This is a genomic window from Pseudomonas sp. FP2335 (assembly GCF_030687535.1).
Classification (GTDB): Bacteria; Pseudomonadota; Gammaproteobacteria; order Pseudomonadales; family Pseudomonadaceae; genus Aquipseudomonas.
On record NZ_CP117437.1, the window covers coordinates 4,508,513 to 4,534,473 of the forward strand.

The 25,961-nt window shown below is 58.3% G+C and carries 24 protein-coding genes and 1 tRNA gene; 14 read left to right on the forward strand and 11 right to left on the reverse strand.

Annotation, left to right across the window (positions count from 1 at the left end; genetic code table 11):
* The first annotated feature begins 142 nt into the window (after nt 1–142).
* Entirely contained in the window at nt 143–1,486 is a 1,344-nt protein-coding gene (gene pabB, locus PSH81_RS20165) for an aminodeoxychorismate synthase component I (RefSeq protein ID WP_305391365.1), read from the forward strand.
* Between the two features lie 123 nt (nt 1,487–1,609).
* On the opposite strand, the gene thrH is transcribed toward pabB, so the two are convergent.
* On the reverse strand, nt 1,610–2,227 hold the full coding sequence (gene thrH, locus PSH81_RS20170; RefSeq protein ID WP_226454880.1) for a bifunctional phosphoserine phosphatase/homoserine phosphotransferase ThrH: 618 nt from the start codon (nt 2,225–2,227) through the stop codon (nt 1,610–1,612).
* Nucleotides 2,228–2,380: 153 nt separating this feature from the next.
* Between thrH and PSH81_RS20175 the strand changes: the two genes are divergently transcribed.
* The 3 genes from PSH81_RS20175 to PSH81_RS20185 all read left to right on the forward strand — a co-directional run bounded on the left by PSH81_RS20175 (nt 2,381) and on the right by PSH81_RS20185 (nt 5,867).
* Nucleotides 2,381–3,115, forward strand: a complete 735-nt coding sequence (locus PSH81_RS20175) for a phosphoadenylyl-sulfate reductase (protein WP_305391366.1) — start codon at nt 2,381–2,383, stop codon at nt 3,113–3,115.
* Nucleotides 3,116–3,598: 483 nt separating this feature from the next.
* Entirely contained in the window at nt 3,599–5,125 is a 1,527-nt protein-coding gene (locus PSH81_RS20180) for an NCS1 family nucleobase:cation symporter-1 (protein ID WP_305391367.1), read from the forward strand.
* 13 nt (nt 5,126–5,138) lie between these two features.
* Entirely contained in the window at nt 5,139–5,867 is a 729-nt protein-coding gene (locus PSH81_RS20185) for an aspartate/glutamate racemase family protein (protein ID WP_305391368.1), read from the forward strand.
* Between the two features lie 123 nt (nt 5,868–5,990).
* Here the strand turns inward: PSH81_RS20185 and PSH81_RS20190 are convergent, their stop codons facing one another.
* Nucleotides 5,991–6,914 (reverse strand): LysR family transcriptional regulator, encoded by a 924-nt coding sequence (locus tag PSH81_RS20190; protein ID WP_192297186.1) that lies wholly within the window; start codon nt 6,912–6,914, stop codon nt 5,991–5,993.
* A 126-nt stretch (nt 6,915–7,040) separates the two neighbouring features.
* Between PSH81_RS20190 and PSH81_RS20195 the strand changes: the two genes are divergently transcribed.
* On the forward strand, nt 7,041–7,787 hold the full coding sequence (locus tag PSH81_RS20195) for a 3-oxoacyl-ACP reductase family protein (RefSeq protein ID WP_305391369.1): 747 nt from the start codon (nt 7,041–7,043) through the stop codon (nt 7,785–7,787).
* A gap of 132 nt (nt 7,788–7,919) precedes the next feature.
* Here the strand turns inward: PSH81_RS20195 and PSH81_RS20200 are convergent, their stop codons facing one another.
* Nucleotides 7,920–8,606 carry an HAD-IA family hydrolase gene (locus PSH81_RS20200; protein ID WP_192297188.1) on the reverse strand — a complete coding sequence of 229 codons (687 nt, stop codon included), beginning with the start codon at nt 8,604–8,606 and terminating at the stop codon, nt 7,920–7,922.
* 110 nt (nt 8,607–8,716) lie between these two features.
* Here PSH81_RS20200 and PSH81_RS20205 point away from each other — a divergent pair, with 110 nt between their 5' ends.
* The 6 genes from PSH81_RS20205 (at nt 8,717) to PSH81_RS20230 (ending at nt 14,475) form a co-directional block, all read left to right on the forward strand.
* Complete coding sequence (locus tag PSH81_RS20205) at nt 8,717–9,082, forward strand: DUF2784 domain-containing protein (protein ID WP_226454876.1); 366 nt, start codon at nt 8,717–8,719, stop codon at nt 9,080–9,082.
* Nucleotides 9,083–9,136: 54 nt separating this feature from the next.
* Nucleotides 9,137–9,715, forward strand: coding sequence for a DUF4337 domain-containing protein (locus tag PSH81_RS20210; RefSeq protein ID WP_192297190.1), 579 nt, complete (start codon nt 9,137–9,139; stop codon nt 9,713–9,715).
* Between the two features lie 208 nt (nt 9,716–9,923).
* On the forward strand, nt 9,924–10,532 hold the full coding sequence (locus PSH81_RS20215; RefSeq protein WP_225595278.1) for a M24 family metallopeptidase: 609 nt from the start codon (nt 9,924–9,926) through the stop codon (nt 10,530–10,532).
* Nucleotides 10,533–10,619: 87 nt separating this feature from the next.
* The gene (locus PSH81_RS20220; protein ID WP_305391371.1) at nt 10,620–11,660 is read left to right on the forward strand and encodes a DMT family transporter; all 1,041 of its coding nucleotides are present in this window, start codon (nt 10,620–10,622) and stop codon (nt 11,658–11,660) included.
* A gap of 30 nt (nt 11,661–11,690) precedes the next feature.
* Nucleotides 11,691–12,089: a cytochrome c gene (locus tag PSH81_RS20225; RefSeq protein WP_370694871.1), complete on the forward strand. Its 399-nt coding sequence runs from the start codon at nt 11,691–11,693 to the stop codon at nt 12,087–12,089.
* A gap of 1,270 nt (nt 12,090–13,359) precedes the next feature.
* Nucleotides 13,360–14,475, forward strand: coding sequence for a DUF4238 domain-containing protein (locus tag PSH81_RS20230; RefSeq protein WP_305391373.1), 1,116 nt, complete (start codon nt 13,360–13,362; stop codon nt 14,473–14,475).
* Nucleotides 14,476–14,628: 153 nt separating this feature from the next.
* On the opposite strand, the gene PSH81_RS20235 is transcribed toward PSH81_RS20230, so the two are convergent.
* The 5 genes from PSH81_RS20235 to PSH81_RS20255 all read right to left on the reverse strand — a co-directional run bounded on the left by PSH81_RS20235 (nt 14,629) and on the right by PSH81_RS20255 (nt 18,601).
* On the reverse strand, nt 14,629–15,909 hold the full coding sequence (locus PSH81_RS20235) for a hypothetical protein (RefSeq protein WP_305391374.1): 1,281 nt from the start codon (nt 15,907–15,909) through the stop codon (nt 14,629–14,631).
* A 183-nt stretch (nt 15,910–16,092) separates the two neighbouring features.
* Nucleotides 16,093–17,064, reverse strand: coding sequence for a phage baseplate assembly protein V (locus tag PSH81_RS20240; RefSeq protein ID WP_305391375.1), 972 nt, complete (start codon nt 17,062–17,064; stop codon nt 16,093–16,095).
* Nucleotides 17,065–17,564: 500 nt separating this feature from the next.
* The gene (locus tag PSH81_RS20245; RefSeq protein ID WP_305391376.1) at nt 17,565–17,690 is read right to left on the reverse strand and encodes a hypothetical protein; all 126 of its coding nucleotides are present in this window, start codon (nt 17,688–17,690) and stop codon (nt 17,565–17,567) included.
* Between the two features lie 176 nt (nt 17,691–17,866).
* Nucleotides 17,867–18,085 (reverse strand): hypothetical protein, encoded by a 219-nt coding sequence (locus PSH81_RS20250; protein ID WP_305391377.1) that lies wholly within the window; start codon nt 18,083–18,085, stop codon nt 17,867–17,869.
* A 426-nt stretch (nt 18,086–18,511) separates the two neighbouring features.
* Nucleotides 18,512–18,601, reverse strand: a tRNA-Ser gene (locus PSH81_RS20255).
* 336 nt (nt 18,602–18,937) lie between these two features.
* Between PSH81_RS20255 and PSH81_RS20260 the strand changes: the two genes are divergently transcribed.
* The 3 genes from PSH81_RS20260 to PSH81_RS20270 all read left to right on the forward strand — a co-directional run bounded on the left by PSH81_RS20260 (nt 18,938) and on the right by PSH81_RS20270 (nt 21,662).
* Nucleotides 18,938–19,630: a crotonase/enoyl-CoA hydratase family protein gene (locus tag PSH81_RS20260; protein WP_226454842.1), complete on the forward strand. Its 693-nt coding sequence runs from the start codon at nt 18,938–18,940 to the stop codon at nt 19,628–19,630.
* 212 nt (nt 19,631–19,842) lie between these two features.
* Complete coding sequence (locus tag PSH81_RS20265; protein WP_226454841.1) at nt 19,843–20,565, forward strand: 1-acyl-sn-glycerol-3-phosphate acyltransferase; 723 nt, start codon at nt 19,843–19,845, stop codon at nt 20,563–20,565.
* 125 nt (nt 20,566–20,690) lie between these two features.
* On the forward strand, nt 20,691–21,662 hold the full coding sequence (locus tag PSH81_RS20270) for a magnesium and cobalt transport protein CorA (RefSeq protein ID WP_192297198.1): 972 nt from the start codon (nt 20,691–20,693) through the stop codon (nt 21,660–21,662).
* On the opposite strand, the gene PSH81_RS20275 is transcribed toward PSH81_RS20270, so the two are convergent.
* The 3 genes from PSH81_RS20275 to PSH81_RS20285 all read right to left on the reverse strand — a co-directional run bounded on the left by PSH81_RS20275 (nt 21,659) and on the right by PSH81_RS20285 (nt 25,854).
* A complete protein-coding gene (locus PSH81_RS20275; protein WP_192297199.1) occupies nt 21,659–22,384 on the reverse strand; it encodes an amidotransferase in 726 nt (241 codons plus the stop codon). The genes PSH81_RS20270 and PSH81_RS20275 overlap by 4 nt on opposite strands.
* A 103-nt stretch (nt 22,385–22,487) precedes the next feature.
* A complete protein-coding gene (locus PSH81_RS20280) occupies nt 22,488–24,632 on the reverse strand; it encodes a 3-hydroxyacyl-CoA dehydrogenase NAD-binding domain-containing protein (RefSeq protein ID WP_305391378.1) in 2,145 nt (714 codons plus the stop codon).
* A 16-nt stretch (nt 24,633–24,648) separates the two neighbouring features.
* Nucleotides 24,649–25,854 carry an acetyl-CoA C-acetyltransferase gene (locus tag PSH81_RS20285; RefSeq protein ID WP_192297201.1) on the reverse strand — a complete coding sequence of 402 codons (1,206 nt, stop codon included), beginning with the start codon at nt 25,852–25,854 and terminating at the stop codon, nt 24,649–24,651.
* Nucleotides 25,855–25,961 lie beyond the last annotated feature (107 nt).

Genomic DNA, 25,961 nt, shown 5'->3' on the forward strand with positions numbered 1-25,961 from the left:
GGTGGATCAGTTGAAACACCTGTGACTGACACACCACATTCGCGAGCAAGCCCGCTCCCACATTTGAACCGCGGTCTAGGACCCAGTTCTTCGGGGCGCTACAATCCCCTCCCCCCACGCACACGGCTGATCCATCCCGCGCATGCCTACCTGCTCCGTACACCCGCTGCCCTACCGGGCCAACCCCGCTGACTACTTCACGGCGATTCGCCATGCCCCCGGCGCGGTGCTGCTGGACAGCGGCCGCCCGGCGGCCGAACGTGGGCGTTATGACCTGCTCAGCGCCTGGCCACAGGCTACATTGACGGTTTCGCCTGACGAAAACGGCACTGATTTCCTGCAACGCTTGCGGGAAAACGTGGCGCATCTGGGCGAGGCGGATTTGCCTCCAGGTTATGAATTACCCTTTGCCGGTGGCCTGATCGGCTACCTGAGCTACGACTTCGGCCGGCACCTGGAACAGATGCCGCACCTGGCGACAGACGACCTGCACCTGCCGGACGCACGCTTCGGACTGTATGCCTGGGCGTTGATCAGCGATCACCAGGCGCGGACCAGCCAACTTGTATTCCACCCCACGCTGGCCGACAGCGAGCGCCAACGCCTGATTGCGCTGTTCAGCGCTGGCATGACCGACACGCCTGCCACCTTCAAACTCCAGGGCCCCATGGCCCCCGACCTCACCGCCGAGGCCTATCGACAGGCCATCGTGCGGATCCAGGACTACATCCAGGCCGGCGACTGCTACCAGGTCAACTTTGCCCAGCGCTTTCGCGCGCCGTGCAGCGGGGACCCGTGGGTCGCCTACTGCGCCCTGCGCGCAGCCTGCCCTACGCCTTTCTCCGGGTTCCAGAGCCTGCCCGATGACGGCGCCGTGCTGAGCCTGTCGCCGGAACGCTTCGTGCACGTCAGCGAACGCTGCGTTGAAACCCGCCCGATCAAAGGCACCCGCCCCCGTGGCCTGACGCCAGAAGAAGACGCCGCCAACGCCGCCGAACTGCTGACCAGCCCCAAGGATCGCGCCGAAAACCTGATGATCGTCGACCTGCTGCGCAACGACCTCGGCCGCACCTGCCGCACCGGCTCGGTGAGCGTGCCGGAACTGTTCAGCCTGGAAAGCTACCCCAACGTGCACCATCTGGTCAGCAGCGTTGTCGGCACCCTGGCCGATGACAAGGACGCCCTCGACTTGATCGCCGGCAGCTTCCCCGGCGGCTCCATCACCGGCGCACCGAAGATCCGCGCAATGCAAATCATCGACGAACTGGAACCGACCCGGCGCGGCTTGTACTGCGGCTCGCTGGTGTACCTGGACGTGCGCGGCGAGATGGACAGCTCCATCGCTATCCGCAGCTTGCTGGTCAAGGACGGGCAAGTGTGCTGCTGGGGGGGCGGCGGGATTGTCGCGGACTCGCAGTGGGAGGCGGAGTATCAGGAGTCGCTGACGAAGGTGCGGGTGTTGTTGGAGACACTGGACGGTTTGTAGTGACTGGGCTGGCCTCTTCGCGGGCAAGCCCGCTCCCACATTTGACTGCATTCTCATGATGGAACTCGGTCAAGTGTGGGAACTGGCTTGCCTGCGAAGAGGCCATCAGCCGCGCTGAAAGCCTTACAGGCTCAACGACCGATTCGACGCCTTGATAAATTCCTGCTTCAACGCCTCAAACGTGTGCACCGCCGGGAACTGCGGGAACTCGCGGATCACATTCTCCGGCGCATGGAACAGGATCCCACGATCGGCCTCGCCCAGCATGGTGGTGTCATTGTAGGAATCGCCCGCAGCAATCACCCGGTAGTACAGGCTTTTGAACGCCAGTACTGACTGACGCTTGGGGTCTTTCTGGCGCAGTTGGTAACTCACCACGCGGTCTGTTTCGTCGGTGATCAGACGGTGGCACAGCAGTGTCGGGAAGCCCAGTTGGCGCATCAGCGGCTGGGAGAATTCGTAGAAGGTATCCGACAGAATCACCACCTGGAAGCGTTCGCGCAGCCAGTTGACGAACTCGATGGCGCCGTCCAGCGGCTTGAGGGTGGCGATCACTTCCTGGATGTCGGCGAGCTTGAGTCCATGTTCGTCAAGAATGCGCAGGCGCTGCTTCATCAGCACGTCGTAGTCGGGAATGTCACGGGTCGTGGCCCGCAGGGATTCAATACCGGTTTTTTCGGCGAAGGCGATCCAGATTTCCGGAACCAGCACCCCTTCCAGGTCGAGACAGGCAATTTCCACAAGACACTCCTATTTATATTGTTGACGTTGAGCGAGCAAAAGGACTGCCGAACTCTAGCGATTCAAGCTCGCGGCCGCAACGCAGGGCGGATTTTGATACCATCGCCCACCTATAGAGCGCTTAGCGCCACTGACCTTGTAGGAACCGTGCTGATGAACCAAGCCTTCGACGTCGCTGAACTCGCCGCGACTTATGCCAACAAGTCCGCCCAGGACATTCTCAAACTGGCGTTCAGCCAGTTCGGCGATGACCTGTGGATTTCCTTCAGCGGTGCCGAGGACGTGGTGCTGGTGGACATGGCCTGGAAGCTGAACAAGAACGTCAAGGTGTTCAGCCTCGACACCGGCCGCCTGCACCCGGAGACCTACCGGTTCATCGAGCAGGTGCGTGAGTTCTACACAATCGACATCGAGCTGATCTCGCCGGACCAGACCAAGCTGGAACCCTTCGTCAAGGAAAAGGGCCTGTTCAGCTTCTACAAGGACGGTCATGGCGAATGCTGCGGCGTGCGCAAGATCGAGCCCTTGCGCCGCAAACTGTCCGGTGTCAGCGCCTGGGCTACCGGCCAGCGCCGCGACCAGAGCCCTGGCACCCGCAGCCAGGTAGCGGCGCTGGAAATCGACTCGGCGTTCTCCACGCCAGAGCGCACGCTGTACAAGTTCAATCCGCTGGCACAGATGACCAGCGAAGAGATCTGGGGCTACATCCGCATGCTGGAACTGCCGTACAACAGCCTGCATGAGCGTGGCTTTATCAGCATCGGCTGCGAGCCGTGCACCCGCCCGGTGTTGCCGAACCAGCATGAGCGCGAAGGGCGTTGGTGGTGGGAGGAAGCGACGCAGAAGGAATGTGGGCTGCATGCGGGGAACATCATCAGCAAGGCTTGAGGCTGATGCAGTAAACAATGTGGAATGAGCTTATGTGGGAGCGGGCTTGCTCGCGAATGCGGTGTATCAGTGATGAATGTATCAACTGACACTCCGCATTCGCGAGCAAGCCCGCTCCCACATTTGTTTTGTATTGGCCATTAGAGATGTACACACACGTGTAACTATCGGTGCCATTTATGTGTGCAATTTTTGCTTGTCCGCACCAATACGTAACACCTCTTCCCGCCTATCTTTCCCGTTCGTGAATCGCCCTCTTCCCGCCAAAAAATAAATAGCTGTTCAATCGGTCAATTTATATTTCTTGTAATTCAGTAATTTATTTATCCCACCTACAAAAACGAAATTACCTACAGTTTTCATAGATCGAAAACTGGCACGCATGTGGCTTAAGGTGAAAAGCGCTTTGTATACAATAAATACAAAACCTACATACACTTTGCCATCTGCGGCTCTCCTGCGGATGTGCTGGAGCCTGCCGGAATGCGTACAAGTCTCTCGAATAACATCGCACTGGATCTGCCCTCCGCCCTCCACTCCGCGGCCGTCGACCCTGGCCCGCTGGTGCTGAGCCCGCGCCTGCACAACAAGGACCTGGCGCCCACCAAAGTCGAAGGGCGACGCTGGGGGCGCTATAGCATCTTTGCGCTATGGACCAACGACGTGCACAACATCGCCAACTATTCGTTCGCCATTGGCTTATATGCACTGGGCCTGGGCGGCTGGCAGATATTGCTGTCCCTCGGCATTGGCGCTGCGCTGGTGTACTTCTTCATGAACTTGTCGGGTTACATGGGGCAGAAGACCGGCGTGCCGTTCCCGGTGATCAGCCGCATCAGTTTCGGTATTCATGGCGCACAGATTCCGGCGTTGATCCGCGCCGTCATCGCGATTGCCTGGTTTGGTATCCAGACCTACCTGGCCTCGGTGGTTTTCCGCGTGCTGCTGACCGCCATTCATCCAGGCTTTGCCGACTATGACCACGACTCGATCCTCGGTCTGTCCTCCCTCGGCTGGGCGTGTTTTGTGGCGATCTGGCTGGTGCAACTGGTGATCCTGGCCTACGGCATGGAAATGGTGCGCCGCTACGAAGGCTTCGCCGGGCCGGTGATTTTGCTGACCGTGGCCGCGCTGGCCGGTTGGATGTATTTCCAGACCGGCGGCAGCATTGCCTGGTCGATCCGCGATCCGCTCAGCGGTGGTGAGATGTGGCGCAATATCTTCGCGGGCGGCGCGCTGTGGCTGTCGATCTACGGCACGCTGATCCTCAACTTCTGCGACTTCGCCCGCTCCTCACCCTGCCGCAAGACCATCCAGGTCGGCAACTTCTGGGGCCTGCCGGTGAACATCCTGGTGTTTGCCGCGATCACCGTGCTGCTGTGCGGTGGGCAATTCCAACTCAACGGCCGGGTAATCGAAAGCCCGACCGAAATCATCGCCGCCATCCCGAACACCTTCTTCCTGGTCCTGGGTTGCCTGGCGTTCCTGATCGTCACCGTGGCGGTGAATATTATGGCCAACTTTGTCGCGCCGGCCTTTGTATTGAGCAACCTGGCGCCCAAATACCTGAACTTCCGTCGTGCCGGGTTGATCAGCGCCACCGTGGCCGTACTGATCCTGCCGTGGAACCTCTACAACAGCCCGCTGGTGATCGTGTACTTCCTGTCGGGCCTGGGCGCGCTGCTGGGGCCGTTGTACGGGGTGATCATGGTCGATTACTGGCTGATCCGTAAAAGCCGGGTAGATGTGCTGCAACTGTATAGCGAAGACCCGAATGGCGCTTATTACTACAGCCGCGGGGTCAATCTGCGTGCCGTAGCGGCATTTGTTCCTGCGGCAGTGATCGCCATTCTCCTGGCCCTGCTGCCCGGTTTCGCCAGCGTGTCACCGTTCTCCTGGATGTTTGGTGCCGGTATTGCAGGGTTGCTGTACCTGCTGATCGCCAAGCGCCAGCCGTTCTACGCCGATGTCAGTGGCGAAAGCATTGCCGTCGATAACGTCAGCCATTAATCAAGGACATTCCATGCGCATCCTCGTGGTCAACGTCAACACCACCGAATCCATCACCGAAACCATCGCCCAGCAGGCACGCGCCGTGGCCGCGCCGGGCACCGAGATTGTCGGGCTCACGCCTTACTTCGGCGCGGAATCGGTGGAGGGCAACTTTGAAAGCTACCTGGCGGCCATCGCGGTGATGGACCGGGTGATGGCCTACGACCAACCGTTCGATGCGGTGATTCAGGCCGGCTATGGCGAACACGGCCGCGAAGGCTTGCAGGAATTGTTGAACGTGCCGGTGGTGGACATCACCGAAGCCGCCGCCAGTACCGCGATGTTCCTCGGCCATGCCTACTCGGTGGTGACCACTCTCGACCGCACTGTGCCGCTGATCGAAGACCGCCTGAAACTCGCAGGGCTCTACCAGCGTTGCGCCTCGGTACGCGCCAGCGGCATGGCGGTGCTGGAGCTGGAAGAAGACCCGTTGGCCGCGATGGAAGCCATCGTGCGCCAGGCGGAACTGGCCATTCGCGAGGACAAGGCCGAGGTGATCTGCCTGGGTTGCGGCGGCATGGCCGGGCTGGATGAGCAGATCCGCCAGCGCACCGGCGTGCCGGTGGTGGATGGGGTAACAGCAGCGGTGACCATTGCCGAGTCGCTGGTACGACTGGGGTTGTCGACGTCGAAGATCAGGACCTATTCGCCCCCCAGGCCAAAGAAGGTCATCGGTTGGCCGGGCCAGTTCGGCCGGTAGACCGAGCTGCCTGCATCGCGGGCAAGCCCGGCTCCCACAGTTGATCGCAGTGCAACGGTGAAATGCATTCTCCTGTGGGAGCTGGCTTGCCTGCGATGCAGGCGACTCGGTCCACCAGGAGGATCAAACCGCACTGAAGCGCTGCCCCAACTGCTGCTCGGCAAACTGCTCGATAATGAAATCTACAAATGCGCGAGTCTTGCCAGGCAGCAGTTTATGTTCGGCGTAGTAGATGGAGATGTTGCCGTCGTCGACGTACCAGTCAGGCAGCACCCGCACCACCGCGCCGCTGTCCAGAAACGGCACAGCCATGGGCATACTCACCAGGGCAATGCCCAGGCCCTGGGCGCTGGCGCAACAGGCGGCCTCGGAGTCGCTCATGGTCATGCTCGGCTTGAGCACCAACGGCCGGTGCTCACGCTCGATACTGGTCAATTGCCAGGAACGTATGCGCCCGGTCTGCGGTGAGCGGATCAGGATGCCGAGGCAGCGCGACAAATCCTCGGGCGCCCGCACCGGCGGGCGTTGTGCCAAGTAATCCGGCGCGGCCACCAGCACCCGATGCGCGGGCGTGAGTTTGCGTGCCACCACGCCTTGGGGCAGTTCAAAACCGCCGCCGATGGCCGCATCGAAGCCTTGGCCGATCAGGTCGACCTGGCGGTTATCGAAATGCCAGTCCGGGCTTATGTCCGGGAAGCGCGCCATGAACGCGCCCAACAGCGGCACCACGTAGCGGTTGCCAAACACCGTGCCCATACTGACCTTGAGCGTGCCCACCGGCCGCCCTTCGGCACTGGCCAGGTTGGCCACGGCGTTCTGGATGGTGGTGAGGCTGCCGCTGACTTCTTCAAGGAACAGCTTGCCGGCTTCGGTCAGGGTCAGGCGGCGGGTGCTGCGCTGGAACAGGCGCACACCAAGGCGCGCTTCCAGCTTGGCGACGCTTTTGCCCACCGCTGCCGGTGTCAGGCTCAGGTGCCGCGCCGCCTCGGCAAAACTGCCACCTTCTGCACTGCGCACAAAGCATTCGATACTGCCAAAGCTTTCCATATCGCCACACTCTAAACTTTTGGTTTACACAGACTATAGCAATCACGGTCTACCGATAGGGGTGGGTGAGGTCGATACTCGGCTCCAACAACAAGGCATCCCGCCTTGAACAACTAGGAGATCGACATGACCACACACAACCTCAGCGGCAAAGTCGCCTTGATTCAAGGCGGTTCCCGCGGCATCGGCGCCGCCATCGTCAAGCGCCTGGCGGCGCAAGGTGCAGCGGTTGCCTTTACTTACGTGAGCTCGGCCGCCAAGGCTGAAGAATTACAAAACAGCGTGATCAGCGAAGGTGGCAAAGCCTTGGCGATCCACGCCGACAGCGCCGATGCCGCAGCGATCCGCAACGCGGTCAACGCCACCGTCGAAGCCTTTGGCCGCCTGGACATCCTGGTGAACAACGCCGGCGTCCTGGCCATCGCGCCGCTGGAAGCGTTCAAGCTGGAAGACTTCGACCAGACCCTGGCGATCAACGTGCGCAGCGTGTTTATTGCGACCCAGGAAGCGGCCAAGCATATGGGAGACGGCGGCCGGGTGATCAATATCGGCAGTACCAACGCCGAGCGCATGCCCTTTGGCGGCGGTGGCCCGTATGCGATGAGCAAGGCGGCGCTGGTGGGCTTGACCAAAGGCTTGGCACGGGATCTGGGGCCACGCGGGATTACCATCAACAACGTGCAGCCTGGGCCGGTGGATACCGACATGAACCCGGCGAACAGTGATTTTGCCGAGAGCTTGATCGGGCTGATGGCGGTGGGGCGGTATGGGCATGTGGAGGAGATTGCCAGTTTTGTGGCGTACCTCGCCGGCCCGGAAGCCGGTTATATCACTGGGGCGAGCCTGACCATCGATGGTGGTTTCAGCGCCTAGTTTGCTGGAACACTGCAAAACCCAATGTGGGAGCGGACTTGCTCGCGAAAGCAGTGGATCAGTCGATCAATCTGTTGACTGACGCTCCGCTTTCGCGAGCAAGCCCGCTCCCACATTTTTTACCGCGTTTATTCAGCGGATGGGCGGCAAGCCGTAAGCCGCCAGGTCAAAGTCCGCAAGTCTGCGGATGATCTGGTCGGCATGCTGGTACTTGCTGTCGGCCATGGCCTCATCCGGCACGGCGATGGCGGTCATGTTCGCAGCCTTGGCGGCGGTCACGCCGAACGGCGAATCTTCGAACACCAGGCAGTCCTCGGGTGCAATGCCCAGGCGGCGGGCGGCAGTGAGGAAGATGTCGGGCGCAGGTTTGGCGGCGCCGACTTCCGGGTCGTCAGCGGTGACGATGGTGTCGAACAGGCCAAACCACTCGCGGTGCAACGTCGTCTTGTGGCCAAACGAATTGCGCGACGAGCTGGTGCCCACGGCAATCGGAATGTCATGCGCCTTCAAGTGGCGCACCAGCGCTTCGGCACCGGGCATGCCCAGGGCGGTGGGGAAACGCTCGCTCATCAAGGGCTCGCGGACCCGCAAAAACTCCGCCGGGGTAATCGGCAGGTCCAGCGCCTTGACCACGTAGTCGGCCAGGTCCTGGGCACCACGCCCGATGATGTGCTGCTTGATCCCCCAGTCATAGGTGCGGCCGTAGCGTTCAGCGATGATCTGCGTGACTTCGGTGTAGATGCCTTCTGTATCCAGCAACAACCCGTCCATATCGAAAATCACGGCCTTGATCGGGACAGCGGTACGCGGTGCATTCATCACTACAGAACCTTGGGGGCGGAGGACTAAAAGGATTCAGCACAATAACGGCCACCCTTGCCGCCAGGCAACCCTTTAGACTGTGCGCCCTTTCTTTTGAAGTGCCCGCGATGTTCTACCGTCTCGCCGCCGACAGCCTGGTGCTGTTTCACCTCAGCTTTATCCTGTTCGTGCTGTTCGGTGGGTTGCTCGCCCTCAAGTGGCGCCGCGTGATCTGGCTGCACTTGCCTGCCGTGGCCTGGGGCATCGCGGTTGAGCTGCTGCACCTGCCCTGCCCGCTGACCCGCTGGGAAAACCTGTTTCGCCACCTCGCCGGGCAGGATGGTTATGGCGGCGGGTTTATCGAGCATTACATCCTCACGCTGATCTACCCCGCCGGGCTGACGCCGGATATTCAACTGGCGCTCGGCGCGGTGGTGGTCGCGGTCAACGTCGCGGTGTACGGCTGGCTGATCCGACGTTACGTACAGGCTTGAGACAGCTTCGCTGGTGAAGAATCAGACTCCCTTAGTCCCTTCATAGACGCTCCCATGTCCGAAGCCTTCGAAGTCCCCAGCCCCCACGAAAAACACATCGAACACACCACCGAACATGCCCACGCCCGCGGGGACAATTTCGCCAGCCGCATCGCCGTGATGACGGCCCTCATGGCCACCCTCGGCGCCATGCTCAGTTACCAGGCCGGCTCCACCGAAAGCGAAGCGGCGATGGACAAAAACAACGCCGCCATCATCAAGACCGAAGCCGCCAACCAATGGAACTACTACCAGGCCAAATCCAGCCGACAGAACCTGGCGGAACTGGCCACCCACATTCCCGGCGTGGACGCGGCGCATTACAAGGACGAGATCGAGCGCTACAAAAGCCAGAAGGAAGACGTGCGCAAGCAAGCCGAGAAGCTTGAGGCCACCTCGAAGGAATGGGATGAAAAGTCGGAACAGGCGCTGCACCAGCACCACCGCTGGGCCCAGGCGATGACCGCGATTCAGATCGCGATTTCGCTGGCGGCGATTACGTTATTGACGAGGAAGGAGTGGTTGAAGCGCATGTCGTATGCGGCGGCGGGCGTGGCGGTGGTGCTGGGCAGCCTGGCATGGCTGCATATCTGACACCCTGCCTACCCCATGTGGGAGCTGGCTTGTGTGGGAGCCGGCTTGCCTGCGATGACGGTGGGTCAGCCCCCATAATTTGCGCTGTCACTACACCATTCCCGCGCTATATAGTAAAAAGCATAACGACAAACCAACACAAGCCGAGGGACCGCTGGTGACCGTACAAACCAAGGAAGCCGTGGGCGCCGCCTACAGCCTCGAATCCATGCGCTACGCCCAGGCCATGACCTGGCAAGCCATCGAACAACTCGCCCAACGCATCCGCCCCGGCATGCTTGAATCCCAAGCCCGCGAACTGGGCAAGCACGTCCTCGCCGACCTCGACATGCAACGCATCTGGCACCCGCTGCTGGTGCGCTTTGGCGCCAATACCCTCAAGGCGTTCAACCAGCGCTCCGAAGGTGACCCGGTGCTGGGCGAAGACGACATCTTCTTCATCGACATGGGCGCCGTGTGGCAAGGCCACGAAGGTGATGCCGGTGCCACGTTCGCCACCGGCAACGACCCGGAAATGATCGCCTGCGCCAGCGCGGCCAAGGAACTCTTCGACCGCGTGCAGGCACGCTGGAAAAACGAGCAGGTCGTCGGCCTCGAGCTGTACCGCTACGCCGAAGCACAAGCCCAGGCCATGGGCTGGCAATTGAACCTCGACATCAAGGGCCACCGCGTCAGCGACTTCCCCCACGCCATCCACCGTGGCGGCGACCTTGGCGACTTCGAGCACTACCCGAATGCGGGACTGTGGATCCTCGAAATCCAGATCGCCCACCCGAGCAAACCCTACGGCGCCTTTTACGAAGACCTGCTTGCCTGACGCATTAAACAGGCAGCCTGGCTTTACGTGCAGGCATGAACAAAGCCACATAAGTCGTATCATGGGGCCTACCTTCGAGGACGCCCCATGAACCTCAGCATCGTTTACGCCCTGGCCGCCGCCGCCCTCTTCGGCGCCAGCACCCCACTCGCCAAAAGCCTCGGCCTGGGCCTCTCGCCCATACTGCTCGCCGGCCTGCTCTACCTCGGCAGCGGCGTGGGACTCGCCGGCGTGCGGCTGATCCGTGATCGCGGCTGGAAACCCAGCGGACTGACCCCATCGGAATGGCCCTGGCTACTCGGCGCCATTGCATTCGGCGGCATCCTCGGCCCGGTTGCGCTGATGTTCGGCCTCACCCACACCTCCGGCGCGACGGCCTCCCTGATGCTCAACCTGGAGTCGGTCCTGACCGCGCTGATCGCGTGGCTGGTGTTCAGGGAAAACGCCGATCGGCGCATCGTCCTCGGCATGTTTGCCATCGTACTGGGTGGCCTGGCGCTATCCGGCGCAGGCGGTGGCGGCGGCCAGCAGGATTGGACCGGGCCGTTCGCGGTGGCACTGGCGTGTTTGTGCTGGGGGATTGATAACAATCTGACACGCAAGGTCTCCGCGTCTGACGCCGTGTTCATCGCTGGCACCAAAGGGCTGATGGCCGGGCTGGTCAATTGCAGCCTGGCGGTTTATCTCGGCGCACAGATTCCAGGCTTGGCGCAGTTGGCGCCGATCCTGTTGGTGGGGTTCCTGGGCTACGGCATCAGCCTGGTCCTGTTTGTCCTGGCCCTGCGCGGGCTCGGCAGTGCGCGGACCGGCGCTTACTTTTCCACGGCACCGTTCCTCGGCGCGGCGACAGCGCTGCTGGTGCTGGGGGAATCGGTGACACTGGCGTTCTGGGCAGCATCGGCACTGATGGCCATCGGCGTGTGGCTACACCTGACGGAGCGGCACGCCCATGACCATCAACATGAGGCAATGGAACACGGGCACCGCCACGTGCATGACGATCATCACCAGCACGAACACGACTTTGAATGGGACCCGGCAGTGCCGCATAACCATGTGCATGTCCACAGCCCGGTGCGGCATAGTCACGCGCATTTTCCGGATGTGCATCATCGACATAGGCATTGAGGCGCCTTGGCCCCTGCAAAGCCCGCCCCAATGACAAAACAAGGACGTATACCCGTGAGAGCTTCACTCATTGCTTCATTTGGATTGGCCTGGCTGATTCACACACCACTGTCCTTCGCGGATAACATCAATGGCAAGAACCTCTATTCACAACGCTGCGCCATGTGTCACGGAGCAGATCTCAAGGCCACGGGGCCCCTGGCCAATAAGAGCAATCCTCCTACCCCGGACCTGACAACACGCGCATTCAAGAAACGCATGAGCGACTACCCGGGCGTCATTGTGTCTTCGGTCATACTTCGGCCCAATGGAGACCTGATTCCAAGGACGCTACGGGAGAATGGCGTGAAGGTGCCGCCGCACGCTTGGAGTGTTAAGGATTTTCGCGATTTGAATGAGTATATGAGTGGTGTGATTGCGAAGGGGTGATGACTTTTGGAGCAAGAGGTGATTTTTTAGACGCCAGAAACCACAAACCCCCGGTTTCCTCTAGGAAAACCGGGGGTTTGTGTTTACTTAATGTGGCGGTGAAGGAGAGATTCGAAACTACCCGTTCGCGGTTTTCGAAACCAAGGCCCCCGGTTTATAAGGGCTGCAGCCCGGTCGCGTGCGTAGGATCTGTCCCACGTCAGTCCCATGGCTTAAATGCACCAGGTTGCAGAAAACGGTCAGAACAGGCGTTTTGAACGATTTATGTTGAGGCGTGGGAAAAAGGTAATTTTGGTAATGAGCTGTGAAAAATTGGATAAAGCCCAATAAAATCAGGTAGTTGATATATTTTTATAGAGGTAATAATAAGGTAAGTAAGTGGTTAGAAAATTACTTTCAGAGCTAGTAATGCCAGTGAGCCGCCAACCCCAGCAAAATGGGGGCTTGAACAAAATATTACCTCTCTCGTTACCTTATATTACCCTCCAAGGTAATGGCTGAAAGCCACGTTCTATAAGGGCTCCAGCCCGTTATGACCTGCCAATTACTAAAATTACCCTTTTCCCACCCCTCGCCTGGAAAAAAGCCACCCGCCCATCGTTTCAGCGATTTTTTCCACACGCTCTGGGCTGGTACTAACAACCGGGAATTGATGGCGATGCTGTGCAATGCCTATAAACGCTTGCCCCCCCCTACAGGCTGGGCCTCTCAGTCGTTTTTGCGCAGGGTTCGAAGGTGGTTGGTTGACCCCAGATATGAACGGCCCCGAAAACGAAAACACCGCCTGCTGCAGGTTTTCACAGCCGTAGTCCCCGTAATCCGGGCACCTCGTCCGCGTGACCACTCCCCTGCCGTCCTGTGGCGCATGTGCAAGGCCACTGCACTTTTTTGCAAAGCCTTGCACTCTGTGCAATTGCGAAACATCCCTCAGACCCCGCAGCGGGCTTGGGCGGGGGCATCGTTTGCACCCCACTACGCCTTTGCACAAAAAAGGGACACAAAGCCCGTCGGCGGGAGGGGGATAAGTGCTTTTCAAGTAAGTTTTTTCTTCTTGCTGGTCTTTTTCAGCGGCAGGATGGCTGCGGTTTAGTTTTAAACGGCAGAAGCGACGCGAAGCAGGACTAAGCGGGCGCACAGAGGTAGGTCCCAAAGGATAACTGATGCATAATTTCTATTTTCAAGAGCAGCAATCACACATTTATGCAGCAATGCTTGCTCGACGACCGGCGCTTATCTAATATCGTTGTTTTATCCTGAGCGGTCCTATTCAATGCCTGCCAATAAAAAACACCACTACGTGCCAAGGGTATATCTTAAAAACTTCTCATCTAACGACAAGACAATAAACCTATTTAATTTGAGCAGAGAAATCGTAATTTCTGGTGGAAAACTAAAATCCCAATGTTACCGAGATTATCTTTATGGAATTGAAGACGGACTCGAAAAAGCACTTGGACTGATTGAGGGCCTAGCGGCCAAACTGTTCCGTGAAATCCGCAAAGACCTGAAACCTCCATCCCCTGAAAGTGCTGACTATGGAGACCTCCTAACGTATGTTATATTTCAGCGCAACCGCACTCTGTACGCTGCTAGAGCAATCAATGAAATGCTTGTAGCAATGGCACAAAAATTAATTTCATACAGACCTGAAATACCAAAAGATATATTTGAAAAAGTCTCAATAGAGGTTAATGATCCGGCAATCCATGCTTTGAAAGCTGCAAATCACTCTATACATTTCGCTCTAGATTTATCATGCAAATTACTCCTATCAAAAAAAGGCGCAGAATTCATAACCTCTGACAACCCAGTAGTTTTCTATAATCAGGCGCTGGAATCGTGCCAAATACACCAAGGTCTTGGCACCGCATCTAAAGGGTTACAAATCTTCTTCCCCGTCTCTCCAGAGATTGCGATTATTTTCTATGATAACAGCACATACAAAGTTGGCGGAAAACATGGTCTTACGATTCAGATTACCGAGCAACGCGACATGGATCAGATAAACACTTTAATACTAGCCAACGCAGAAGAAAACATTTATTTCTTGAACAGTGACCAGATTAACTTAAAAGAAATAAGGCGAGGTAAAAAATTTCGTAAAGAGAATACTGGCGAGCTCCATACGTTCCCAGGAAAAAGGACAGAAAATGAGAGTTCTGACATCCTTGTCCATCAAGGAATTCGGCCTAAAACCGGGCTTAGCTTATCTTTCGTAAAAGAACTTGCGGGGGCAGACGAGCTCAGACTCATATGTGAGAACGGCAATATTCGTCATCCAGATCTGCTTCGCGACCCGGTCTTAGTAACTTGGGACAGGCAATGGCAAGAAAGCGTGCATGCTGGAAATCAACAAACCTTCTTTGAATACATGGCATCACAATAAAGATCACATCTTGAACACAACCAAAACATGCCGCATTCAAATACAAGCAAAAACAGCTACGACCCTAATAAATAATACCCTACCGAAATTAGGCCACACGCAATACAAGGACACTTAAACCCTTGTATTGCACCTTACAAGCGACTCAATTTATTACTCGATTGGTTCCTCATAACCAAACCCCCTGCAAATCTCCCATACCGCCAGAAATGGCGTCAACATTTGGTATCCGAACATGACGCTTTGCTCCCCCCTCTCAAAACCGTAGGTGATATTTTCCAAATATATCTCCCTCAAAAGCCCAGTAGTGTAAGCTTCCAAGTTATGCGTAAATACTGCGTCTACCATACTTGTTTTCAGACCATACCAATCTGGAATACCGATTTCCAAGTCAACTTCGCCATTATTATTAAGCAAGCATAGTTTAACTTGATCTCGAACAGCGCGAATCAGCCTACCTAAAAAATCGCTTTCCATCGACTCAACCCAGAAATAGTTTTTTCCTTCATCTGTAAGCTGGTCATATATTGCCTGAACCTGTGCCAAACGCCCCTGTGCTGACCGACCAACTATCCGCCCTTTATCCGTGGTTGTTCGCACCGACGAAAAAGGGTTCATAGCAGCGACGACCAACGTATTAGGATACGGAAAAAAGCTAGCCATCTCCCCCCATTTTTGGGTTGCATATACTATCGCATGAATTCCCTGACCTTCTAATTTATGAGCCACAGCATTGCTTATTTGATTTAGAGCATCAACCGTGTATTGCGGCGGCGAACCTGCACACCCAATATCCGAGTCAATCCAACCAGGCAATAGCGGAAACGAAATAGTTACACACATCATTGAATGATCGTTAAATATATTATTCTCAAACCACTGATAATAAGACGCCTCGGGATAAAAAACCTCTAAAAAGAACCTGCCTTCTTTCTCGAACGGCATCAAAGCCAAAATGTTTTTCCCATTAAGCAACAGCTCCTGCACATAAGCGTCTTTCACAGTTCGCCCTTTCATAGGAGCGACTAACAAAGAAGTAATGGCAGACTCATTGACCCCAGGAAATACTGAGCAAAAATGGTTGGCATACGCGAGCAGTTCCGTAAATGCTTGCCTTTCCGTTTGTTCTGATTTCTTTAACTCAATAATTGTAATACCCGAGGATTCAGAACACCCAAAAAGATCTATGCGAGTGGGATGAGGTCCAGACTGCTCGAGCCGCAATTCTTTCGCAGTTAAAACCAAAACTTCAAGTTGATCTAAAATTTCATTAATTTTACGCTCCGCCTTTCGTTGAAGCAAAAAATGAACAGGGGGAAAATCATCTCCTACCCACTCTTTCGGTTCTCGCCTACCCACCACCAATGAGAAAAAATCTTCCTTATGATTCTCAAACAAATAATCTCTAAACTTATTCTCGCCGATTTCTAGCATCTTCCGCTCTCCCTATATACTTTTTACGACATTGACCCCATATCTTCTAAATATAGTTCTCTATAGATTATTAGCACATCCCGCAAACCCACCAAAACCAGCGCCTCAATTATAGATTAGCAACCAGAAGGATCATGCTAGCCGACCACACATCCTAGTGATAGCAACATTACCAGTGTTGTATCAGAGCGTAATGCTCTCCAGCTTCGTGTGCAGCAGAATAGAAGTAGCCGCGTTACTTAAAAAGTCCTTTGTATTTCCCGGTATAGGTGTTGGCCCGTGAGTATGGTCAGCAATTTGGCTATTCATTTGCTGCACCAGGTCAAGCAAATCACACAGCACCCGCAGCACGTTCACGCCCTCTGATCCCAACCAAGTCTTTGAAGAGACCAGCCGTTGGCTGACCACCGCCACACTCTCACGGATCCCCTGAATCCGTTCCTCCATATCACCACCCACCGTGGCGTTATGCTTCTGCCCCACCACCAGGTTCAAATCCCTCCCAGTCGCCTGGTGCAGATCATCTACCGCCGCCAGGCTCGCAGATCCACCTGACAACAGCTTGAGCGCGCCCAACGCCTCGACCTTCTTAATCCCACCCACCGACTCGGTTGAATGGTCGTCCACCGTCCTGGTATGGCTCTGGAAGCTCTCGGTGTTCTCCATCGCCTCCACTTCCCGCTGGACCGCCTTGTCCTGGATCTTGCCGTCCGTTTGGCGTAGCCAGTTGCCGTCCGCGTCGACGCGCTGCTGGCAGGCTTCGCTGTGCTGCCACACCTGGTCGCCTTTCGGCACGCTTGGCAGGGTCAGGCCGTGGGGTAGTACCGTCTGGATATAGGGCTTGTGCGGCAACCCGTACGCAAAGCACACCACAACCGTGGTGCCCTCCTCCGGGAAAGCATAGAAGCCCATTTCATCCCCACCGACCGGCACCGGTAACGGCACACCCGACAGCACCGGCAGGCTCGCGTCCACCTCCCCATCCGGTCCAAGCACCTGCAGGTCCACGCCAAAGCGCGGCCGGAAGTCGTCACAGACGCCGGCGCCGGCAGGGGCATCAGGCACGGCGATCACCTTGGCGAACCGTGGCAGGTGATAGCCACCGGTCAGTTCGGGAAACTGGCGTTCTACCGCTCGTTTTATTGCGTCTTCCATTTCAATGCCATCTGAGTGCCGGCCAGCGTCACCGAAGTGACCCGCTCGCCTTGATAGCACTCATGGCGCGACCGCAGTCAGGGTGTCAACGGCAGTACGCAGTTCACGCAGAGGGTAGCGATGGCCGCCTTTCAAACCTGAACACTTGTCTTTATGCGCGGCAAAGGGCTTGCCGCTGGCGACGCCATCAAAAGTCTGGATGCCGCCGCAGTGCCGGCACAGCAACCATTCCTTACCCAGCTACCAGTCACGTGCCCAGTGTTCAAGCTTACCAGCCACCTCATAGTTCGTGCCTTTCAGGTCCACTGTGCTCACTCTGCTACTCCTAACGGGCCACCATGGTGCGCCGCTTCGGCTAGGAACGCAGCGGCTTCGGCGTGTTGCAAGGCCTCCCCATGGACCAGTTGGTAAAACCACACACTCAAGCGCGTAACGCTGCGCGCCTGCTGTTAGCCGACCGTCTGCAAGTAGTCGAACAATACGCTTTCCAGGGCGTTGACCTACTGCACCAGGGCTTCGGGCTTCATGGCCTGGGCGACGCAAGCGGCCAACTCGGCTACCTCGGGCGCGTAGCTACGCAGGAGCCCCAAGCGCTGCTCATAGGACGGCGTGACGGTTAGCGGCATGGAAGCGATTTCTTTTCAAATGAGGGGGTGACTGTGCGTAAAACCACTGTAGGGGGGGTTCTGGTCTACCAGACCAGGGAGTATCGGTAAGCAAAGGGTATAAAAAAGGCCCCCACGCTTACGCAAAGTGTGGGGGCCGATCTTACATAAGCGGCGTTATTGGAAGTGCTAGGCGATCACTCGCGGCTAGCCTTTCCCAGTGCTGCAACGGCAGCCAAGTGTAAAGCCGAGCCATTCGTAGCTTGTTTCGCCAGGCCAACCAAATAATCAAGCGCCGCCGGCCCGCCGGCCTGACCAAGAGCAGACAGGGCCGCCAGATGCACAGCCGAACCGTTGGTTGCCTGCTTGGCCAGACCGACCAAGTATTCAGTGCCGATATTATTTCCAGTGCTCATTGCTGCTCTCCTTGAATAAGGCCCCATTGTAATCACAGCAGCCAACTCGCGGGGAAACTCCAGCGTCGGACTGGCATAAGTTATCGGCTGGGCCACCGGCCCGCTGACCACCGGTAACAGCGGCGGAATCGGGGGCCGGTGCTGCCGCCCGGTCGGCGCCGGGCACGGCGCGGGTTGGGCAGTGTGATCAATCAAAGGAAACGCCATGGTGCTGCCCCTCCGGGGGCTGGTAGTGGTGAGCCACCAGTCTACGGCGGGGTTTAGCGGGGTTTTGGCGGGGGTTTCCCATTTGAACAAGAGAGGGTCAGCCCCCTTAAAAAACACCCATCTGCCCCAGATCTGTCCCATATGGCAATTTTTCAGACGCCAAAAACCACAAACCCCCGGTTTCCTCTAGGAAAACCGGGGGTTTGTGTTTACTTAATGTGGCGGTGAAGGAGAGATTCGAACTCTCGATACAATTTCTTGTATACACACTTTCCAGGCGTGCTCCTTAAGCCACTCGGACACTTCACCGTATCTCGTCAAACCAGTTCAGTCTGTCGAGGCGCGCTAATGTAGTCGAAAGCCTTTCCGATGGCAAAGGTTTTTTTCAGAATTTTCATGCGCTTAGCGGGATATGCCATTGCATGCCCGGCAAGGGGTGGTGTTTCTGCCATTCTCAGGCACCGTCGGCGGGTGTCTGGGGCGGCTGTCGTGCCCTGCCCTAGGCCGTCCGCCGCTGGGTGAGCGGGAAAAGTCTGACTGGGTAGTCAGTCATGGCGCTTTACCGGGGCGGGTGGGGTGGGTAACGTTTGGGGATGCGTTTCTATAAACAGCCTATCTATAACAAGTCATACAAGGAACCGCGTCATGAGTGAGTTGATTACTTACCACCTCGAAGACGGTATCGCGACCCTGACGTTGAGCAACGGCAAGGTGAATGCCATTTCTCCGGATGTGGTCAGTGCGTTTAATGCGGCACTGGATCAGGCCGAGAAGGATCGGGCGGTGGTGATCATCACCGGGACGCCGGGGATTTTGTCCGGTGGTTATGATTTGAAGGTGATGACGGCCGGCCCTAAAGAAGCCATCGGTCTGGTGACGTCGGGCTCGACGTTGGCGCGCCGTCTGTTGTCGCATCCGTTCCCGGTGATCGTGGCGTGCCCTGGGCATGCGGTGGCCAAGGGCGCGTTCCTGCTGTTGTCGGCGGATTATCGGATTGGGGTCGAGGGCCCGTTCAGCATTGGCCTCAATGAAGTGGCGATCGGCATGACCATGCACCACGCCGGGATCGAGCTGGCGCGGGATCGCCTGCGCAAGTCGGCGTTTCATCGCTCGGTGATCAATGCCGAGATGTTTGACCCGCAGGGCGCGTTGCAGGCGGGCTTCCTGGACAAGGTGGTGGCGCCTGAAGAACTGCACGCTGCCGCCCTGGAAGCGGCACGGCAGTTGAAGAAGATCAACATGAACGCCCACAAGCACACCAAGTTGAAGGTGCGTAAGGCGCTGCTGGACGCCCTGGATGACGCCATCATCCAAGATCAGGGCCATATCCTGAGTTAAGCCTTACATCCGCCACACCAGAGCCCGACCTTGAGTCGGGCTTTTTCTTACACACAAACTCGAAACTTCCCTAGCCGCTCTAGCCGGCCACTGCTGGCACATGTTGAAACATGTACTTAAACATCGCCTATCTCCTACCTCTACAGGGGTAATTGCCGAATACAGTGCACATCCGTACACTGCGCCACCTTTTGTCCCGATAGGCCGTGTCGATGCTTTTTCTGCTGCGTATGTTGTTGATGGGCCTGCATTTTATGCTCGCCGGTGTGCTGGGCGTGCTCGTCGGGATCTGCCGACCGTTCAACCCGGACAACAGTCGCCTGTGCGCACGTTTATACGCACTGCCGGCCATGTGGATTCTGGGGCTGAACCTCAAGGCCGACGTGGACTCGTTGCGAAACAAGCCCAGCGGCTGTGTGATCATCGCCAACCATCAGTCCAACTATGACCTGTTTGTGTTTGGCAACGTGGTGCCCCATCGCACTGTGTGTATCGCCAAGAAAAGCCTGAAATGGGTGCCGTTGTTCGGCCAGTTGTTCTGGCTGGCGGGCAATGTGCTGATCGACCGGGGCAATGCGCACAAGGCGCGCCGGGCGATGCTCACCACCACCGATACGTTGCAACACAAGGACACGTCGATCTGGGTGTTCCCGGAAGGCACGCGCAACCTGGGCAAGGGTTTGCTGCCGTTCAAGAAGGGCGCGTTCCATATGGCGATTGCCGCCGGTGTGCCGATCGTGCAGGTGTGCGTGAACAATTACGTCACGCAGATGCGCCTGAATCGCTGGAACAGTGGTGATGTGCTCATACGCTCGTTGCCGCCGATTCCTACGGTTGGCATGACGGTGGATGACGTGCCGAGGTTGATGCAGGCGTGTCAGGTGCAGATGGAGGCTTGTATTGCGCAGATGGATCTTGAGTGGGTGCGGGGGTGAGGATGTCTTGGGAGCGCTTCGCGCCCCAGCGCGAGCAAGCATTACAGGCTTGTGTTCCCACAATGGAACGCCTTTCGGGCTAAGCTGCCCAACACCTGTCCTCCTAATAAGAAGTGATCAGCACCATGGGTAGAGTTGTTGCGGCCGCTGTCTACAGCGCCGGTAAGAAAGTTACTGACATTACCCTCGACGAAGGCGCGGCCTGGGCCGCCAAACCCGGCCACTTTGTCTGGATCGGCCTGGAAGAACCCAACGCCCAAGAGCTGGCCAACCTGCAACGCCAGTTCAACCTGCATGAACTGGCCATCGAAGACGCCCTGGAAAAACACAGCCGGCCGAAGCTGGAGACGTTCGGCGATGCACTGTTTATCGTCACGTACTCGCCGGTGCGCGAGAACGGCAAGCTGGTGTTTATCGAAACCCATATCTTTGCCGGTAACGGCTACATCATCACGGCACGCAACGGTCATTCGGCGTCCTACGGCTTTGTGCGCCAGCGTTGTGAGGCGCGGCCGTTGCTGCTGGAACACGGGGAAGATTTCGTACTGTATGCGCTGCTGGATTTCGTCACCGAGAACTACCAGCCCGTGAGCGAAGCGATCCATGCCGAGATCGATGAGTTGGAGCGCAACGTGCTGTGCAGTTCTTTGAATGAGCGCGACATCCAGAACCTTCACGGCCTGCGTCGCGACGTGCTGCGGCTCAAGCGCTATGTGGCGCCGATGGTGGAGATCAGCCAGGAACTGCAGAAGCTGAGCTTCCCGTTCATCGACAAGAATATGCGCCCGTATTTCCGTGACGTGCAGATCCACGTGACACGCCAGATGGAAGACCTCACCACCCTGCGCGACATCGCCAGCCAGACCATCGAGATCGGTGTGTTGCTGGAGGCGTCGCGCCAGAGTGTGGTGCAGCGCAAGTTCGCCGCGTGGGCGGCGATCCTCGCGTTCCCCACGGCGGTGGCGGGGATTTATGGGATGAACTTCCAGAACATGCCCGAGCTGCAATGGCACTACGGCTATTTTGCGGTGCTCGGGTTTATCGCACTGGGCTGCACCGGCTTGTGGGCCAGCTTCAAACGTTCGGGCTGGCTTTAAGCCGCTGCGTCAGGCTTGTGCGCGACAAAACGCATCATCCACTCCGCCACGGTCACGCCGTGGTGGTCATGTTCCAGGCTGGCCACGCCGCTGTTGTAGATTTTCTCACCAAGGTTCTGCTGGCGAATATCCAGCAAGGCGCGGGAGTAATCGTGGATGAATTCCGGGTGGCCCTGGAAGCACAGCACCTGGTCGTTGATGTGGTACGCGGCAAACGGGCAGAAATCGCTGGAGGCGATGACGGTGGCGTTTTCCGGTAGCGCGGTGACTTGGTCCTGGTGGCTGATCAGCAGCGTCAGCTCTTCCACCCGTGGGCTCATCCACGGCGCCTTGGCAGCCATCTTGTAGTTGTGGATGCCCACACCCCAGCCCTGGCTTGCGCGCTCACTCTTGCCGCCCAGCAATAGCGCCAGCAGTTGGTGGCCAAAGCAGATGCCCAGCAATTTGTCGCCACGCTCATAGCGGTTGAGCAGGTACGCCCGCAGCCTCTCGATCCAAGGGTCGGTGCCGAAGGAGTCAGCCTTGCTGCCGGTGACGAGGTAAGCGTCGAACTGCTCGCTGTCGTCCGGGTATTCGCCGTTCATCACGTTGTACACGACGAACTCGGCCGCAATCGGCTGCTGGGAAAACAGACGCTGGAACATCTGCCCATACCCCTGATATTGATCCACCAACTCCGGGCGCAGGACATCGGTTTCCAGAATGCAGACGCGTAGCGACATAAAAAATACCTGACACGGTGATGGGAATAATGCACACCCAAGCCTGCCTCGAAACCCACCTGCAAAGCAAGTCCCTCTCTCACAGTCTGAGCCGTGTGAACGCCTAGAAAGATGCGCCCTGCGCGGCTTTTTCCAGCAGCAACGCCGGTGGCGTGAAGCGCTCGCCATACTGCTGCGCCAGGTAGCGGGCGCGGGCGATGAAATCGTTCAAGCCGTACTGATTGATAAACTGCAATGCGCCGCCAGTCCACGCGGCAAAGCCGATGCCGAAGATCGAACCGACGTTGGCATCCGCCGTCGATCGCAATACACCCTCCTCCACGCAGCGCACGGTTTCGATGGCCTGGATAAACAGCAGGCGGTCGCGCACATCCTGCGGCGAGATGCGTTGGTCGGGCCGTTCAAAGCGGCTTTTGAGCTCCGGCCACAGGAATTTCTGCGCGCCGCTCGGATACTCGTAAAACCCACCCCCCGCCGCCTTGCCTCCGCGTTTGTATTCATTGACCAACAGATCAATCACCAACGTCGCCGGGTGCTGCGGCACAGCCTTGCCTTCTGCGAGCAGATCCTTGGCCGCCTGCTGTCGGATATGGCTCATCAGGCTGAGGGATACTTCATCCGACACCGCCAACGGCCCCACCGGCATGCCGGCCTTGCGCGCTTCGGTCTCGATCATCGGCGCCGCCACGCCTTCGCCGAGCATGGCGATACCTTCGTTGGTAAAGGTGCCGAACACCCGGGAAGTGAAGAAACCGCGACTGTCGTTGACCACGATCGGGGTTTTCTTGATTTGCAGTACGAAGTCGAAACCTCGGGCCAGGGTTTCGTCCGAGGTGTGGGCGCCCTTGATGATTTCCACCAGGGGCATCTTGTCCACCGGGCTGAAGAAATGCAGGCCGATGAACTTGCCTTGGTCCGGCACGGCCGTGGCCAGCCCGCTGATCGGCAAGGTCGAGGTGTTGGAGGCGATCACCGCGTCGGCCCCCACCACGCGCTGGGCGGCGGCGGACACCTTGGCCTTGAGTTCGCGGTCTTCGAACACTGCCTCGATGATCAAATCGCAGCCCGCCAGGTCGGCGTCCGAGTCCGTAGGATGAATGCGCGCCAGGGTGGTTTCCCGCTGTTCGGCGCTCAATTGCCCACGGCTGACTTTCTTGTCGAGCAACGCCGCCGAGTGCGCCTTGCCCTTTTCGGCGGCCGCCGGGTTGATGTCCTTGAGCACCACCTCGATACCCGCGCAGGCACTCGCATAGGCGATGCCCGCGCCCATCATGCCCGCGCCGAGCACCCCGACTTTGCGCGTGACGTACGGCGCAAAACCGTGGGGACGGGAGCTGCCCGCATTGATCTCGTTGAGCTGGAACCAGAACGTGCCGATCATGTTTTTCGCCACTTGTCCGGTGACCAGCTCGGTGAAGTAGCGGGTTTCGATCAGGTGCGCGGTGTCGAAATCGACCTGGGCGCCCTCAACGGCGGCACACAGGATCTTCTCCGGTGCCGGGAAACAGCCTTGGGTTTTGCTGCGCAAGATCGACGGGGCGATTGCCAGCATCTGCGCCACTTTCGGGTTCGACGGCGTGCCACCGGGGAGCTGATAGCCCTTGTTGTCCCACGGCTGCCGGGCCTCGGGGTTGGCAAGAATCCAGGCGCGGGACTTGGCCAGCAGCTCATCGCGATCCGCCGCCAGCTCGTTGATCAAACCGGCCTGCAACGCCGGTTGCGGGCGGATTTTTTTGCCCTCCAGCAAGTACGGCAAGGCCTTTTCCAGGCCCAGCATGCGCACCATGCGCACCACGCCGCCGCCACCCGGCAGCAGGCCCAGGGTCACCTCCGGCAGGCCGAGCTGCACGGATTTGTCGTCCAGCGCGACCCGGTAATGACACGCCAGGCAAATCTCCCAGCCGCCGCCCAGGGCGGCGCCGTTGATCGCGGCCACCACCGGTTTGCCAAGGGTTTCCAGGCGGCGCAGTTGCGCCTTGAGCAGCAATACGCCGTCATGGAAATCCTTGGCCTGGGCCTTGTCGACCTTGATCAGTTCATTGAGGTCGCCGCCGGCGAAAAAGGTCTTTTTCGCCGAGGTGATGACCACGCCGGCCAGCGTGTCTATCTCCGCCTCCAGACGCGCAACGCTGGCCGCCATGGCCTCGCGGTACGCGCCATTCATGGTGTTGGCGCTCTGGCCGGGCATGTCGAGGGTCAGCACCACGATCTGGTCCTGGCCTTTTTCGTAACGAATGGCTTGGGTCATGCTGGATTCCTTGGGCTCAGAGCCGTTCGATGATGGTGGCGATACCCATGCCACCGCCGACACACAGGGTGGCCAGGCCGTAACGCTGCTGGCGTGCTTCCAGTTCGTCGAGCAAGGTGCCGAGGATGGCGCAGCCGGTGGCGCCCAACGGGTGGCCCATGGCGATGGAGCCGCCGTTGACGTTGACCCGGGCGGCGTCGATACGCATGTCCTTGATGAATTTGAGCACCACAGAAGCAAACGCTTCGTTGACCTCGAACAGGTCGATGTCCTCGACGCGCAAGCCGGCCTTGGCCAGGGCCTTGCGTGTCGCCGGCGCGGGGCCGGTGAGCATGATGGTCGGGTCGGTGCTTGTCACCGCCGTGGCGACAATGCGCGCCCGCGGTTGCAGGCGCAGTTCGCGGCCCTTGGCCTCGGAGCCGATCAACATCAACGCGGCGCCATCGACAATCCCGGAACTGTTGCCCGGTGTGTGTACGTGCTGGATGCGTTCGACATGGCTGTAGACCCGCAGCGCCGTGGCATCAAAGCCCATCTGCCCGATCATCTCGAAACTCGGCTTGAGCTTGCCCAGCCCTTCGAGCGTGGAATCGCCACGAATGAATTCATCGTGGTCCAGCAGCACGATGCCGTTCTGGTCCTGCACCGCGACCAGCGACTTGTTGAAGGAACCGTCGGCACGCGCCCTCGCCGCTTTCTGCTGCGAGTGTAGGGCAAAGGCGTCGACATCCTGGCGTGTAAAGCCTTCCAGGGTGGCGATCAGGTCCGCGCCGATACCTTGCGGGGTGAAATGGCTGTGCAGGTTGGTGTGCGGGTCCAGCACCCAGGCACCGCCATCGCTGCCCATGGGCACGCGGGACATGGACTCGACGCCGCCGACCACCACCAGGTCTTCAAAACCGGAACGCACTTTCATCGCGCCGAGGTTCACCGCTTCCAGGCCCGAGGCGCAGAAGCGGTTGACCTGTACGCCGGCGACGCTGACGTCCCAGTCCGCCACTAAGGCGGCGGTCTTGGCGATGTCGGCGCCCTGGTCGCCCACCGGGGTCACACAGCCCAGCACGATGTCATCCACCTGCTGGGTGTCGAGGTCGTTGCGCCGGGCCAGTGCGGTGAGCAAGCCGGCCACCAAGGTCACCGGCTTGACGCTGTACAAGGCGCCGTCAGCCTTGCCTTTGCCCCGGGGCGTGCGTATCGCATCAAAGATCAAAGCTTGGGTCATGACGTCCTCGAACCGCTGTACCTGTGTGCCCCTACCTTAGGCCCGATTGACACGGTTTCAATGACGGATGCGCTCATTGCTTTTGACCCCCTCGCTCGGACGAACGG

Coding starts and splice junctions, on each gene's coding strand:
- PSH81_RS20260 (WP_226454842.1), top strand. CDS start 18,938: ATGAGTGAGTTGATTACTTACCACCTCGAAGACGGTATCGCGACCCTG.
- PSH81_RS20230 (WP_305391373.1), top strand. CDS start 13,360: ATGCCTGCCAATAAAAAACACCACTACGTGCCAAGGGTATATCTTAAA.
- pabB (WP_305391365.1), top strand. CDS start 143: ATGCCTACCTGCTCCGTACACCCGCTGCCCTACCGGGCCAACCCCGCT.
- PSH81_RS20235 (WP_305391374.1), bottom strand. CDS start 15,909: ATGCTAGAAATCGGCGAGAATAAGTTTAGAGATTATTTGTTTGAGAAT.
- PSH81_RS20245 (WP_305391376.1), bottom strand. CDS start 17,690: ATGCCGCTAACCGTCACGCCGTCCTATGAGCAGCGCTTGGGGCTCCTG.
- PSH81_RS20215 (WP_225595278.1), top strand. CDS start 9,924: ATGCGCTACGCCCAGGCCATGACCTGGCAAGCCATCGAACAACTCGCC.
- PSH81_RS20220 (WP_305391371.1), top strand. CDS start 10,620: ATGAACCTCAGCATCGTTTACGCCCTGGCCGCCGCCGCCCTCTTCGGC.
- PSH81_RS20270 (WP_192297198.1), top strand. CDS start 20,691: ATGGGTAGAGTTGTTGCGGCCGCTGTCTACAGCGCCGGTAAGAAAGTT.
- PSH81_RS20210 (WP_192297190.1), top strand. CDS start 9,137: ATGTCCGAAGCCTTCGAAGTCCCCAGCCCCCACGAAAAACACATCGAA.
- PSH81_RS20225 (WP_370694871.1), top strand. CDS start 11,691: ATGACAAAACAAGGACGTATACCCGTGAGAGCTTCACTCATTGCTTCA.
- PSH81_RS20265 (WP_226454841.1), top strand. CDS start 19,843: ATGCTTTTTCTGCTGCGTATGTTGTTGATGGGCCTGCATTTTATGCTC.
- PSH81_RS20200 (WP_192297188.1), bottom strand. CDS start 8,606: ATGAATGCACCGCGTACCGCTGTCCCGATCAAGGCCGTGATTTTCGAT.
- PSH81_RS20175 (WP_305391366.1), top strand. CDS start 2,381: ATGAACCAAGCCTTCGACGTCGCTGAACTCGCCGCGACTTATGCCAAC.
- PSH81_RS20250 (WP_305391377.1), bottom strand. CDS start 18,085: ATGAGCACTGGAAATAATATCGGCACTGAATACTTGGTCGGTCTGGCC.
- PSH81_RS20180 (WP_305391367.1), top strand. CDS start 3,599: ATGCGTACAAGTCTCTCGAATAACATCGCACTGGATCTGCCCTCCGCC.
- PSH81_RS20205 (WP_226454876.1), top strand. CDS start 8,717: ATGTTCTACCGTCTCGCCGCCGACAGCCTGGTGCTGTTTCACCTCAGC.
- PSH81_RS20195 (WP_305391369.1), top strand. CDS start 7,041: ATGACCACACACAACCTCAGCGGCAAAGTCGCCTTGATTCAAGGCGGT.
- PSH81_RS20280 (WP_305391378.1), bottom strand. CDS start 24,632: ATGACCCAAGCCATTCGTTACGAAAAAGGCCAGGACCAGATCGTGGTG.
- PSH81_RS20190 (WP_192297186.1), bottom strand. CDS start 6,914: ATGGAAAGCTTTGGCAGTATCGAATGCTTTGTGCGCAGTGCAGAAGGT.
- PSH81_RS20285 (WP_192297201.1), bottom strand. CDS start 25,854: ATGACCCAAGCTTTGATCTTTGATGCGATACGCACGCCCCGGGGCAAA.
- PSH81_RS20185 (WP_305391368.1), top strand. CDS start 5,139: ATGCGCATCCTCGTGGTCAACGTCAACACCACCGAATCCATCACCGAA.
- PSH81_RS20275 (WP_192297199.1), bottom strand. CDS start 22,384: ATGTCGCTACGCGTCTGCATTCTGGAAACCGATGTCCTGCGCCCGGAG.
- PSH81_RS20240 (WP_305391375.1), bottom strand. CDS start 17,064: ATGGAAGACGCAATAAAACGAGCGGTAGAACGCCAGTTTCCCGAACTG.